The organism is Methanobrevibacter sp., from assembly GCF_017410345.1.
In the GTDB taxonomy this organism is placed as follows: domain Archaea; phylum Methanobacteriota; class Methanobacteria; order Methanobacteriales; family Methanobacteriaceae; genus Methanobrevibacter.
This window is the reverse complement of the sequence record NZ_JAFQQZ010000045.1, coordinates 56372-70382: the sequence shown is the minus strand read 5'-3', so window position 1 is coordinate 70382 and position 14011 is coordinate 56372. Positions and strand designations below refer to the sequence as shown.

The 14011-nt window shown below is 35.2% G+C and carries 12 protein-coding genes; 7 read left to right on the top strand and 5 right to left on the bottom strand.

Annotated elements, in window-relative coordinates; translation table 11 throughout:
- Positions 1–53: 53 nt before the first annotated feature.
- Positions 54–2066 carry a ribosome rescue protein RqcH gene (gene rqcH / locus IJE13_RS06455; RefSeq protein ID WP_292778448.1) on the bottom strand — a complete coding sequence of 671 codons (2013 nt, stop codon included), beginning with the start codon at positions 2064–2066 and terminating at the stop codon, positions 54–56.
- Between the two features lie 198 nt (positions 2067–2264).
- Between rqcH and IJE13_RS06450 the strand changes: the two genes are divergently transcribed.
- Positions 2265–2537, top strand: coding sequence for a hypothetical protein (locus tag IJE13_RS06450; RefSeq protein ID WP_292778446.1), 273 nt, complete (start codon positions 2265–2267; stop codon positions 2535–2537).
- Positions 2538–2847: 310 nt separating this feature from the next.
- Here the strand turns inward: IJE13_RS06450 and IJE13_RS06445 are convergent, their stop codons facing one another.
- Together IJE13_RS06445 and IJE13_RS06440 are read right to left on the bottom strand one after the other, a co-directional pair.
- Complete coding sequence (locus tag IJE13_RS06445; protein WP_292778444.1) at positions 2848–2973, bottom strand: hypothetical protein; 126 nt, start codon at positions 2971–2973, stop codon at positions 2848–2850.
- 66 nt (positions 2974–3039) lie between these two features.
- Positions 3040–4860: a DUF2070 family protein gene (locus IJE13_RS06440; protein ID WP_292778442.1), complete on the bottom strand. Its 1821-nt coding sequence runs from the start codon at positions 4858–4860 to the stop codon at positions 3040–3042.
- Between the two features lie 190 nt (positions 4861–5050).
- On the opposite strand from IJE13_RS06440, the gene IJE13_RS06435 reads away from it, so the two are divergent.
- The 3 genes from IJE13_RS06435 to IJE13_RS06425 all read left to right on the top strand — a co-directional run bounded on the left by IJE13_RS06435 (position 5051) and on the right by IJE13_RS06425 (position 7360).
- On the top strand, positions 5051–5602 hold the full coding sequence (locus IJE13_RS06435) for a FumA C-terminus/TtdB family hydratase beta subunit (protein WP_292778440.1): 552 nt from the start codon (positions 5051–5053) through the stop codon (positions 5600–5602).
- Positions 5603–5727: 125 nt separating this feature from the next.
- Entirely contained in the window at positions 5728–6045 is a 318-nt protein-coding gene (locus IJE13_RS06430; protein ID WP_292778438.1) for a hypothetical protein, read from the top strand.
- 154 nt (positions 6046–6199) lie between these two features.
- Complete coding sequence (locus IJE13_RS06425; protein WP_292778436.1) at positions 6200–7360, top strand: TIGR03576 family pyridoxal phosphate-dependent enzyme; 1161 nt, start codon at positions 6200–6202, stop codon at positions 7358–7360.
- 165 nt (positions 7361–7525) lie between these two features.
- Here IJE13_RS06425 and IJE13_RS06420 read toward each other — a convergent pair whose 3' ends face one another.
- The gene (locus IJE13_RS06420; protein ID WP_292778434.1) at positions 7526–8440 is read right to left on the bottom strand and encodes a biotin--[acetyl-CoA-carboxylase] ligase; all 915 of its coding nucleotides are present in this window, start codon (positions 8438–8440) and stop codon (positions 7526–7528) included.
- A gap of 67 nt (positions 8441–8507) precedes the next feature.
- Positions 8508–10016 carry an acetyl-CoA carboxylase biotin carboxylase subunit gene (locus IJE13_RS06415; RefSeq protein ID WP_292778432.1) on the bottom strand — a complete coding sequence of 503 codons (1509 nt, stop codon included), beginning with the start codon at positions 10014–10016 and terminating at the stop codon, positions 8508–8510.
- 324 nt (positions 10017–10340) lie between these two features.
- Between IJE13_RS06415 and IJE13_RS06410 the strand changes: the two genes are divergently transcribed.
- From IJE13_RS06410 to IJE13_RS06400, 3 genes are all read left to right on the top strand, one after another.
- Complete coding sequence (locus IJE13_RS06410; RefSeq protein ID WP_292778430.1) at positions 10341–11048, top strand: METTL5 family protein; 708 nt, start codon at positions 10341–10343, stop codon at positions 11046–11048.
- A 95-nt stretch (positions 11049–11143) separates the two neighbouring features.
- Positions 11144–12256 carry a sugar-transfer associated ATP-grasp domain-containing protein gene (locus IJE13_RS06405; protein WP_292778428.1) on the top strand — a complete coding sequence of 371 codons (1113 nt, stop codon included), beginning with the start codon at positions 11144–11146 and terminating at the stop codon, positions 12254–12256.
- 385 nt (positions 12257–12641) lie between these two features.
- Positions 12642–13457: a putative RNA uridine N3 methyltransferase gene (locus IJE13_RS06400; RefSeq protein ID WP_292778425.1), complete on the top strand. Its 816-nt coding sequence runs from the start codon at positions 12642–12644 to the stop codon at positions 13455–13457.
- Positions 13458–14011: the final 554 nt, after the last annotated feature.

The following is a 14011-nucleotide window of genomic DNA, read 5'->3' as shown; positions in this document are numbered from 1 at the left end:
AATAGAAAATGGATTTAGACAATATTTTTATAAAAAAGAATTAGAAAATGGATTTAGACAAAATCACATTTTCCACTAGGCAATACCCTTACAACATCATCCAGACTCAATAGGTCATCCTCATTGATTCTGGATAATATCTCTTTAGCTATTTTTTCCTTTTTGGTATATCCAGGTTTTATGGTCACAAACTTATCGGCATATTTTTTCATGGCATCGGTCGGTCCGGCCATGATCCTTCTGTCGCCATCATATTCGACAATGCCTATGGATATCTCAAGTTTGCATCCCCTAATATAGTTTCTATGTCCACGAATTATAAATGCACCTTTTGGCACAAATTCACCTGAAACCGGTGTCTTTGAAACTTGGTCTGGCTCCACCCAATAGACGTCTTGAGATGTGAAGTTTTTCGACCAAGCACTTGAAAAGGAAGCTGAGAACTCTCCTAATTCTTTAAGCAAATTGTCATTTAATGAATCGGATGGAACTTTTGCTACAACTGAAGGAGCACCATGTATATCAGCATGCAAATAAATATCATTTTGTTCTAAATATTTCTTCACAACCGCTTCATTGGTACCTGCATCCCTTCCACAAACCACTAAAATTCCATCGCTTGATACGAACCATCTCAACTTTTCATACCACTTGAGATTCTTCTTGACTCTCTTCTGCGGAACCATGATATTGCTCATCGCCTTTTCCTTTTTGGCTTCCATATCTGCAAGCTGTCTTTTGGTGTTTTCAATGGCTATCAAGGCACCTTTGATTTTTCGCTTTGCCTTTTTGGCTTTTTCATAGTAGACTTCCGCATTGTCAGGTATTGACTTCTTGGAGTCAAGTGCAATGCTTACATCATCAATCCTCAATGTGATGTTTCCTAATGGATCCATGGATTCGAATATCTGTGCATCGGCCATTCCGGATTTCTTCGCATCCTTCAATGTCTTTCCTATTTCCTTCCATCCGTAGTCCTTTTCCCTTGCGCCTTTGATGACATTTAAAATGTTTTCAACTTGAACATAATTTGTGAATAATAGTTCCCCTTTCCTTTGGGAATCTTCAATTGTCTTTTCAAAGTTATGAAGTGTTTCTTCCTGCTTTTCAAGCCTTTTTGAGAACTTGGATACCTTCTTGTTCCATGCGGCTTCCTGAATGTCTGTGATCTCACTTTTGACTTTGGATGAGTAGAACTCATCACAGGCTTCATTGAAGCTTTCAAAGCTTTCCACTTCAAATCCTTCATATTGGCTTAATTCTATTGAAATAACATCTTCTTTAGCCTTGTATTTCTTGTCGGGATTCTCTTCCTGCAGCTTTTCAATCTCCTTTTGATTATTAACAATCATAGGCTTGAATTCCTTTTTCTCCAAAGGTTCAAAAAGAGTCTTCAATGAATTGAAAATGATACTGATCTCTTCTGCGCTCAATGCAGAACATGCAGTTTTCTTACTTATTTCAGTATTCAGCATTATCTCTTCAGCATATAAGCTTCCAAGACCGTTTGTAGCAAGAACTCTTACTATCTCTTCATCCTCTCCGCCAGCTATAATCTCCTTGAACTCTTCGATTGTCAATGTGATTGGATTGATTCCGTTTTCCTGAGGGAATATGTATTCCTTTTTGGAACTTATGTCCCTGTCGCTCCAATGCTTCCTCTTGAGAGGCAGCATGATTTCATTTGATTCATTTAGAAGGATGATGTTTCCCTGTGAAAACAGTTCTACGATAAGGGTGTAGGTCTCTTCCTTTTTCATTTTGATTTCCACAACCCTGTCAAAATTATGCTGTTCTATGCTGACTACATTGGCTCCCCTCACTATCTTTCTAAGAAGCATTGGGAAGCTTGGTGGCTGTTGAGGGTTTGTCAATGGATATTGGCTTAAATGGATTCTTTTTCCAGCTTGTATTACAAGGTCCAACCTTCCAGTTCCTGCCTTGTGGAATCTCATCACCACAGTGTCCTTGGTAGGTTGGAATGACTTGTCCACTCTTGCTCCAACCAGCAGATCATTTAATTCCTGACATATTGTGTAGATGTCAACATTTGTCATTGATTTCATATTTTATCACTTGAATAATTATGATCTAAATTAATTTTGTTTTTTAATTCATTTAAAAAGATTTTTCCAAAATCTTTTATATTGATAATTTTTCATATTTTTCATATTTTTATGCAATATTTTATATATTATATCAACTTATATAATTATAGTTATAGTTTATTTATATTTATTTTTTTTATTATTGGAGGAAAATTAATGGATGCTACTGTTAAAATCGTATCAATTCATATTGTTGCTGCAATAGTTGCAGCTCTTATATCTACTGCATTTACAACCGGAATGTTAGGATTTAAAAATCATGTATTCGCTTTTGTAGTAGGTTTGGTGATTCTTTATTTCATAGGACAGTTCTGTCAAAAAATGTTTGAAGGAGAAATAGAAGGGTTTTCCGCATGGCTATGGGATGGAATCCTTCCTTTCGGATTCTGCTGGTTCATCTTATGGACCATTTTAACTAATTATTTATAGATAATTAGTTCTCTTTTTTTTATTTTTCTTTATTAAATTTTTTCTAACTTTTTTTAATATTTTAACTATTTTTAAATTTTAATTTTTTTTATAATTTTAACTATTTTTAATATTTTAACTATTTTTATAATTTTGACTTTTACATTTCTTTTAAATTTTTATATTTTTTTAAATAGTTTACTTTATGAAAAATAGCTTATAAAATAGATTGAATTAAAAAATAAGATTATTAAATACGTAAAAAGAAAGTATATTATTGTTTTAAAAAAGAAAAGAAGTAAAAGAAAAAAGTATTTTAAATTAAAAAACTTTAATAAAATTCATCATCCTCATCGAATCCACCATAATCTGGGCTATCAGAAAGGTCAGATCCGCAGTTTTCACATATCAGTGCACCGACAGGATTCAGATGTCCGCATACATTGCATGTAATCATGTGTTCACCTCAAATTTATTTTTGATAAATTGATTAATTTTGATAAGATTCTAATTAATCCTTTTGTTACAATACGAATATCCAAATGATTACGAAGATAATTGCCACAATGAATGTTAAAGGAGCAATGATCTTGCTCACCGCTACAATGGAACTTATTGTAGAGATGAGTTCAGTGGAATTGTTTGGACCGAATGTCTTAAGGTTCAAGATTCTTTCCATATTTGTTCCGGCTTCCACAGGCTCCAAATCGTTAATGGCTTCCATTATTGAGAGCTTTACATAATCGATGATCTTTTCCTTCTCAACGGTTCCCACTGGATTGTATCCAGCAGAGAGAGTATTTACAGTATGGGTGTCGGTTGTCATGACTTCAATCTCATCAACGATATTCAACTCTTCCACAGCATTGAATATTGTTTCCCTAAAGCCAAGTTCCATATTGTTTGAGTCAAATAGCACATAAGCGGTTTTCTGTCCGTTCACCTCGATTACCATGGTCTTCATGCCGCTTTCACCAATTCCCTGTTGCTTGTCGAATCCGCCAAGGTCTGTGTAATAGCAGCCGATTTTGATGTCATGCTCAAGGTCCTTTGGCTCTATCAATTTGATTGTATCGATCAACTGGAAGAGTTCAGGATTTCCAGGGAAGACCTCTCCCTTTTCTGCGTTGAATGAGTTATGGCAATCAACCAGGATATTGTTTTCAGTGCCTAATTCCTTCTGGCTTTCTATCATTGCTGCAAGCCCTACGGCAAATTCTATATCGTCACTGCCTGATGGGGCGAATGTGGATAGCATAACTGTTCCATTATTAAAGAACTGAACGCCGACATTTGCCTTTTCATGGGAATATCTTATGAACTCGCTTGCCTTTGAGGAGTATTCCATATTGTACAAGGCCTTTCTTACGGCTTCCTCTATCTTGACAATCTCCTTGCTTGAAACCGGGTTGAAGTCATGGGTGGAAGGGCCATGGGCAACCATTGTAAAGGCATCGAAACTGTTTGCCAATATGGTTGGCATGTTGGAACCTCCGATGTCTCCAAGAGGTCCTGGGTGAACGCAAGGACTTATTAGCAATGCCTTGATGCTGCCGTCGAATCTTCTGAAGCTTGCAACTCCCACAAGTGTGTCAATGGCTTCACCGGCATTGTCAAACAATTCCTCAATTGTATTTGTCCCTTCATTCATATGCAAAATGAAATAACTTAGGATTTCCATTGCTCCGAATCCCAAGTTCTTTCTCATAGGAGACTCTACAACGCTGATGAATGCATAGATTGCTAGAAGGAAGATTAAACTTGCGATAATTACCTTGAATATTGTTGCAATATATCCTAGTGAAAATATATATTCAATATTGTTCAGGAAACTTGTAATGATAAGCAGTCCAATCATAAGCAATGGCTGGATGATTGAAATGATGAATGAATTGAAAAGCTTTATTCTGGTTGTGGCTAATATCACTAGAATATTGAATCCGAATGCAAAGACACAGCCGAATAGAATGGAGTTAAAGAACAAGTCCATCTGCAAAATGTGTCCGACAGCTGTTCCGATGATACTTACGACTCCAGCAAGGGTCATTGAAATCAATGCCAGGAATATGGAGTGCTTTGTCTTAAGGTTGATTCCCTTAAGTGAATCCACCCATAGCTGATCAGTGGAACCTGTTATGATTGCAGGAAGTCCGAAAACAACAAAACCGAATGCACCACCGTAGAAGAAGTTTTCCAATCCGCTTCCAACGCTAACCGGCTGAACTAAAAATAGAATAACACCTATGATGAAACTTGTTATAATTATCATTAGCAAGGAACTTTTAGCATTAGGCAATGTCCTAATCCATTTTGACAATCCCGCTACATTACTCATACTGGACATTAATAATCAACCTTTCCATTCAATAAAAATAAAATCAATGAAATATCATATTTAGATTATTCTCACATATAAAAATCTTATATATTAAAAATAATAAAATATATAATACTAATATTATAATATATGATGGTTTTTATATAAAACTTATACTATTTAATTATAATCTTTTATTAAAATTCTCGGTGACTTTATGATAGAATTGAATACACCAATTACTAATGATGACATTAACAGGCTAAAGGCTGGAGACGTCATTGCAATCTCCGGTCAAATATTGACTGCAAGAGACCAAGCCCATAAGAGAATCCTGGAAGAGGGAGCTCCAGTTGATATTGAAGGAGCGGTTCTATTTCATGCGGGACCTATCATTCAAGAGGAAAAGGATGAGGAAAATGGTGAAGATTCCGATTGCGAACCTAAATATAAAATGGTTGCTGTAGGTCCTACAACTTCCATGAGAATGAATCCATATGAAGCGGATGTATTGGATATGGGTGCAAAGATCATCATCGGCAAAGGTGGAATGGACGATTCTGTCAGGGAAGCCCTAAAGAGAAACAATGCGGTTTATGTTGTAGCTACTGGAGGCTGTGCGGCATTGTATGTCGATAAGGTCAATGAGATAAAGGGAGTCAATTGGCTGGACCTTGGAATGCCTGAAGCAATCTGGGACTTGGATGTCGATTCCTTCGGCCCTTTGATCGTTGCGATGGACAGCGAAGGAAACAGTCTTTATGACTGATGGTAAATATTTATATACTAATTGTTTTAAATATGATAATAATCTATATTAATTTAATTTGTTTATTTTAATTTTATTTTAATCAGATTATTTTTATAAGAAATTTATGATTTTTTGGTGATACAATGGCAGATATTGCAGAAGCAGCTGAAAAGAAATTAAAATCAAGAATTAGAAAATTAAAGAAATGCAATAAGGATGAAGAGGAAAAGGAAAAATTCTTCAACCAATTAGGTCTTTCCTTCACTATCAGTTTACCAACTAAAAACCCTGAAAAACAGGAAGACTTCATCATGCTATACACTAGTCCTGACGGAAGCATCGTTCACGCGGAATACGCATATTCCGAAGGTGAAGAGTTTACCCAAATGGACATCAATGAAAAGGATTTGAAGGTAATCATCGAGTCATTCGCTGATTTCGAATTAAGTCTTTTAGACTAATTTCATAAGATAATTCTATTCATTTGAATTATTTTTTTCTTTTTTTATTTTAATTTTTTATAGATAAATTTGCTTATTTTAATTTAATTTTTTTAATATTTTCAATATTTTCAATATTTTCAACCGATATTAATTATAATCAAAAGGTTTTATCATGATTGTCAATAATTCATTGGACGAAGTTAGGAAAAGGGAATCAGCCTTAAAGATCATTAAGGAAATTATAAACAATAAGGGCAGAGATTCCTTATATGATGTCACAGGCCTTTCCGGAGGATTCATAGCAAGCGATGAAGAGTTGAATCTCTTGGAGACCTATGTCGGACCGGCTATCTTTGAAGATGAGCTTCAAGTTGTGGGAAAGGAGCATCTTGGAGGGGAGAAGGTCTTGGCAGTAAACAGGACAAGCTCCGGAATCCTGGCAAGCATATTGGCATTGGTCGGGGAAGGTTCCCATGTCAGTCATTTCTTAGCTGAATTTCCTGCACATCCATCCATTCCAAGGTCATGTGCAATTGTTGGAGCAAGCTACAGTGAGTTCATTGACATTGAAAAGTTTACAATTCCTGATAATACATCTTTAGTTGTTGTAACAGGCTCTACAATGGACCATAAGGTGATTGATGAGGAATTGTTCAAGAAAGTCATTGACATGGCTCATGAAAGGGACATTCCAGTCCTTGTGGATGATGCTTCAGGTGCAAGGCTTAGGACTGCAGTCTTCAATCAGAGGAAAGCCACAGAGCTTGGGGCGGATTTGGTTGTCACCAGCACTGACAAGCTGATGCCTGGTCCAAGAGGAGGATTGATGGCAGGTAAAGCGGAATGGATTGACGAGATAAAGGTCAAGGCCAATCAATTCGGTCTTGAGGCTCAACCTCCATTGATATTGGCTATGGTAAATGGAATAAGGAATTATACTGAAGAAAACCTGATTAGGGCAATCTCCAGAAAGGATGAATTCTTTGATTTGCTTAGCAAAAAGTATGAAATGTTTGAAAAGACACCAACTGGAGTTATGGTAAGTGAGGATTCTTTAAAAGATCAGTTGGAAAAATTGGATATTGAAACAGAGCTATCAAAGAAGGATTGCTGTTTCCTATGGGCTATGGTTTTATTAAGGGATTATGGTGTCATCACAATACCTGCAGTGGGAATGCCTGGTGCATCTGCTACAATCCGCATTGATTTATCCACACAGGATGTAATCGATATGGACTTGAATGAATTCTATGAGAAAATAGATGGTTCATTTGAGAAATTCCTCAAAATTTCACAAGATGCAGAAAAGTCAAAAGAGATTATATTTTACTAAACAATTAAGAACTCTTTAATAGTTCTTAAAAAGACTTATTTTTGATATTCTTATTTTAAAAAAAGAGGTAATAAAATGAAAAATTAATTTTCATTTTATTTTATTTTCAATTTAAAGCACTATTTTTGTTTATTTTAATTAAATTAAAAATTAATTATTTTTTATTTATTCGACGGTTCTAAGCTCACCTGAAATGATCTTTTCAAGTGCACCGTCTTGTCTTTCAATGATCAAGCTTCCTTCGTTGTTGATTCCAACAACGTAACCTTGGGTGATCTTTCCACCGGTTTGAGTAATGTTCACATATTTTCCAATGGTGTCTGAAAGGTCTCTCCAGTCCTTGAGGATAGTTTCAATCTCACCATCCTTGTATAATTGATAGACTTCCTCAAACTCATTCAGGAAAATTGCAATGAGTTCATTCTCATCAACTTTAGCAGGCAATTCCTCTGTTAGGGTAGTTGTACCAATCCTAATGTCTTCAGAGAAGTCTTCCAATTTAAGGTTGCTGTCGATACCTATACCGACTACAACCCAGTCAATCTCATTGAAGGTTGCATTCACTTCAGTTAGAACTCCAGATATTTTCTTTCCATGAATCAAGACGTCATTTGGCCATTTGATTCTGGCGTCAACACCTAAAGATCTTATTGATTTGGCTATTGCCACTCCGGTTGCCAAAGTTATCAATCCGATTCTTGCAGGAGGAACTTTAGGCCTTAATAAAAGAGACATCCATATTCCCCCTTCAGGAGCTTCCCATTTCTTGCCTAATCTGCCTCTGGCATTTGTTTGAATTTCAGAAACCATCACAGTGCCTTCTTCCGCACCGTGATTTGCCAGGAATTTAGCTATTGAATTGGTGGAGAACACTTTTCTAAAACAAAGGATTTCCTTGGCCAATTCTTCTGTTTCAAGGTTTTCAAGAATCTTTTCCTTTGTAATGTGTTCAGTCTTTCCAAATCCCAATTCCTTAATGGATTCTTCAATATATTCATCATTGATTAAGTCTAAACGTTTAGCTTCTTCCTCTGAGATTACATTTTGGCTAAGCAAGAGCTTTATCATTTCCTTTTTCATAATAATCACTTAAGATATGATTTTCAGTTTTAAGTTCTTTTTAATTCTTATGATTTTCAGTTAATTTTTATTTCTTATGACTTTTAGTCTTTTTCTGTTGTTGAGCTTGAGCTGCATTGAAATAAGTTCCAACACTTGCAGAGATTGCTGCAATTTTCTTTCCAGGCATAAAGGTGGATTTCATACGATTTACCATCTCTAAATCCTCTTCAATGACCTTTTCCATTTCCGCATCAATCCATTTCTTGTGCTCATCCACAAAGTGGGTGTGCAAGTCACCGGCAAGGAATGATTCGTTTCTTAAGATTGCCTTATGGAATGGAATGGTTGTCTTTACACCTAAGATGATATATTCGCTTAATGCCCTTTTCATTCTATTGACTGCATCGTTTCTTGTACGGCCACTGGTGATTAATTTTGAGATCATGGAGTCGTAGAATGTTGGAATGGTATAGTTCATGTAAACTCCACTGTCTAAACGCACACCAGGTCCACCAGGGGATCTGTAACCGGTAATCTTACCAGGGTTTGGCGCAAAGTCAGCAAGTGGGTTTTCAGCATTGATACGGCATTCGATAGCATGTCCCACCACTTCGATGTCGCTTTGTGAATATGCCAATTCCTCTCCAGCAGCTATTTTGATTTGTTCTTTGATTAAGTCAGTATTGGTTACGATTTCGGTAATTGGGTGTTCCACTTGAATACGTGTGTTCATTTCAAGGAAGTAGTATTCTCCATTGTCATAAAGGAATTCCACAGTTCCTGCACTGTTGTATCCGATGTATTCTGCAGCCTTTACTGCACTTTCACCCATCCTTTCTCTCAATTCTTCAGTCATGATTGGGGAAGGGGCCTCTTCCAATAGCTTTTGATGTCTTCTTTGGATGGAACATTCCCTGTCACCTACGTGAATGGCGTTTCCATATTCGTCAGCCAATACCTGAAATTCTATGTGTCTTGGTCTTTCCAGGTATTTTTCAATGAATACTGTTCCGTCTCCAAAGTTCTTCAAAGCTACGGATTGTGTCGCTTCAAGTGCACGTACAAGTTCATCTTCCTCATAAACCGCACGCATACCGATTCCTCCACCACCTGCAGATGCCTTGATGATTACAGGATATCCGATCGCTTCAGCAATTTCCTTTGCCTCTTCAACGTCTGAAACTCCCTTTTCGGTTCCTTCAATAACTGGAACTCCTGCCTTCTTCATCAATCTTTTGGAAGTGATCTTGTCTCCCATCTGTTCAATGGCATCTCCACGAGGTCCAATCAGTTTCATTCCATGTTTCTCACATTGAATTCCAAGTTCAGGATTTTCAGCCAAAAATCCATATCCTGGGTGAATTGCATCTGCTCCAGTATCAATTGCAGCATTTATGATTTTTTCAATGTTCAAATAAGACTGGCTTGGAGAAGGGTTTCCCAAAGGAACGCTTTCATCTGCATAATTAGTATAAAGAGAAGTTTTATCAGCATCTGAGTATACTGCTACACTTTTCATGTCCAATTCCCGACATGCTCTCATGATACGTATAGCAATTTCTCCCCTATTTGCAATAAGTACTTTTTCAAACATGTTATACCTCTTTTTAATAATTTAAATAATGCTTAAAGTTTATGATAAAAAATATTGATTATCATTTATCAATCTTATATTATTTATCAATCATTATATTATTATATATGAATAATATTAATATTAAATTTTATGATTATTAATTCAATCAAGTTGGTATTGAAATTTATTTTTAAAAATAATATTAAAAAAATCTAAAATCAAAATATTAAAAAAAGTATAAAAATAATATTAAAAAAAATCTAAAATCAAAATATAAAAATAAAATTATAAAATAAAAATATAATATATATTATTATAATTATTTTCTCTTCTGTGATTCTTATGAAAATTTCAAAAAAGAAACATCTTGAAATGATTTTGGAAAATGTTCCCAAACATCCGAATCCAAAGGTTGATCTTGAACAGTACTCCACACCTGCAACAATAGCTGCAGATTTGGTGTGGAATGCATATGGTCTAGGTGACATCAAGGGCATGAACATTTTAGACATTGGATGCGGCACTGGAATATTTGCAATTGCATCCTCACTTATGGGTGCAAGCTATTCATTAGGTGTTGACATTGATGAGGAATCCATAGCTTTGGCAAAAATCACTCAAAATAGCATATCTAATCAACATGATATAGATATCACTAATACAAATTTCATAGTTGGTGACATCAATTCATTTAATTCAATAAACGATTTATTAGATGGCAATGATTATGAAAATATTAATGATAATGCAATGTCATTAAATAAATTTGACACTCTCATTCAGAACCCACCTTTTGGCTCTCAAGAGCGAGGGTCAAGACATGCAGACAGGAAGTTTATGGAATTTGCAGTTGCAAGTGCTGAAGTGATCTATTCATTCCATATGAAAAATACTGAAGAGTTTGTAATTGACTACTATAGAAATCTTGGTGCTGAAGTTACACACAAGTTGGTCTATAAATTTCCAATACCAAAAATTTATGATTTTCATACAGATGAATCTCGTGATGTGAAAGTTGTTGTATTAAGAATTGAGAATTTTAAAGAATAAATTTTAAAAATATTTTTAATGAATAAACTTTAAAGAATAGACTTTAAAGAATAAATTTTAAAAAATTATCCATATCATCTAATTCTGGGGAGACCATGAAAGTAGAAGACCTTTACTCTGTATTCAAATTCATTGCTTCAAGGAAACTGAAAGCTCTTGAAAAGGATGACGGCTGGAGGAGCGATTGGAAGGAATATCATTTGAGAAATCTGGCCAGTCCCTACTATGAAGATGTCTTCGTAGATGAATTCAGAGAGAAACAAATGAAAAGGGGAGATCTTGGAAGATTCAGGTCCACACTTGAAAGCTTGGATTTCATGCTATGCTGGATTTTTCTTGGAGCGACACCTGAAGACTACTTTTCAATGCTCTTCAATAGGAAGGGATGGCTTTGGAGAAATCATCATGTGACTAAAATCAGAATGAGGTTTCTTAAGCGCAAGTTCAATCAGGATTCAAAATCCCGCAATCTCTTGGATGACAAGGCAAGTTTCTATAGGCATTGGCAGGAGCATCTCCATAGGAAATGGTGCATTCCTAATGAAATCTCCTTTGAAGAGTTCGAAGATAAATTCAAGGATGTAAATTCCCTCATCGCTAAGAAAAGGCAAGGATTCGGCGGAAAGGGAATAATCTTCTTTGACATGAATGAATGGGATTTGAGAAGTGTATACGATAAGATCATATCCGAGACAGATGATTACATAGTTGAAGAGTACCATAGTCAGACAGGATGGCTTCATGATGTAAATCCCTCTTCCTTGAATACAATACGAGTTGCCACAATATCCATAAACGGAAAGACCGATGTAATCTTTGCATATCTTAGGGTGGGGATTGAAGGGGCCCATGCCGATAATCTCCATAGCGGAGGAATCAGATTTCCTATAGACCATCATACAGGCAAGATTCTAAAAGGGATGAACTATCAAATTTGCGATGTGGAGGCTCATCCAGATTCAGGGATTCCATTATATGGTGAGACCATTCCAAAATGGGATGAGATTGTAGAGTTTTGTAGGAATGCGCATGATTTGGCTCCGGAAAGTCTTAATCTGGTCGGTTGGGACATATGCTTGGATGAGGATGACATGTTCCTCATTGAAGGAAATTCAGGTCCCGGTTTTCCCCCAATAGACAATCCTCATGATGATTGGTGGAGGGATATGGGGAATTACCTTTCACAGCTGGAAGCCAATAATCCATAGGCTTGTTTAAAAAACTCCATGGATTATTTTAAAAATCACTTTTTTTAACAAAACCTTTATATACTATAAATAACTTAAATATTACTAATCTATATGTCTACAGTATGTAATTTATAAGAAATTTTAAATTTTTTATTTAATTTTCATGATTTATTGGTATTGAACATAGTGTCTAATGTTAAATATCAGTGTAAAGAATCAATTTTCATAGGTTTTTTGATGGTTTAGCTTGGGCTATGTTTTATAACTCGTTAAATCGTGCAATCATGAATTTATATTTTCTTATTTTTTATATTCGGATTATATTCGGTAATTTAGTTCTCTTTTTGACTAAATGCTTTATGATCTATGTATGCGTATGGATTAGAAATTAAAATTTGATAATATGCAAAACAATAAAGTATCAGTCTTTATACCGAATTCATTCCTTGCAGAAACCAAGGACTTAAAATTGAAGACTTCAAAAGTCGGTTTGATTGGAAGGGCTTTGGCTCTCTTTGAAGTGGATGAAGTCGTGATTTATAAAGATCTTTCAATTCCAGACAGTGAACAAAATGATGATGGAGATTTCATAGCAGAAGTTCTTCAATATATGGACACTCCACAGTACCTTAGAAAAAAGGCAATTCCAATCAAGGCTGAATTGCGTCATGTAGGAATATTGCCTCCTTTAAGAGTGCCTCATCATCCTGTTGGAAAGCCTGAACTTGGCGATTACAGACAAGGATTCACTGTAAAAAGGAACAAGAAAGGCACCTTTGTAGATATAGGTATGGATAAATTGGCGTTTTGCAAAGAGCAGCTTACAGTTAATAAGATATTTTCCTTTAAAATTGTTAAGTTTGCCAAAGAGGTAATAGTCACACCTGATGAACCAGATGACATTTACTGGGGATTTAAGACATTATCTACAAATAAAGGTCTTAAAAATAGCTTAAAATTAGTTAATCCCGACTTTGTGGTTGAGACTACAAAGTATGCAGATACAATCGATACTATTTTTGACGAATTGAAATCTAAGGTGGAAAGTTCAAATCATATAGCTATCGTGTTCGGAGGACCATATTCTTCAATAAGCGAGAATGTGGAAAGTTCCAAGTGGGAAACTATAAAGTTAAATACAATTCCGCGTCAGGGAACAGAGACCGTAAGAACCGAAGAAGCTGTAATTTCAACTTTAGCTATTTTCAATATACTTTAAGCCGATAGTTCATTGTTGGCTTCCGCATTTACGTAGCGTCAATACGTAATATTATAAATACATTAAAAAAACATATAGATCTAAGCTTTAGCTATTGTCAGCTTTAGCTTTCAAGGATTTGCTTTATAATTAGACACTATAAAGTTTGCTCCCCAACGGAGATATTTCATAATGCTATGAAATAAGTTATGAAGCTTTGGCAGCTTTATAATAAATCTTTGAGAAGTACATAAACAAGTTTGAGCTTGTTTTTCACGTTTATCTAGCTTTATTTAGCTTATATGCTGTTTAATTTTTGCCTCTACAGTCTTAATCTAGATATTTTTATTTAAAGGTAGACTGTATGCCCTATCTAGATATGATTAGGAGACTGTATGCTAAATTATTAACATAAACTGAATAATCAAGTTTAAACAGTGTAGAATTTTAGCAATTTGACTAAAAGAGCAAATATAGCTATTTATTCTGAGATTTGTTGATTCAAAATCTATTTTAAAATTAGACACGTTAAAATAATTTTTGGAATTCAATGAATCAAAATTTGTAAAGAATCT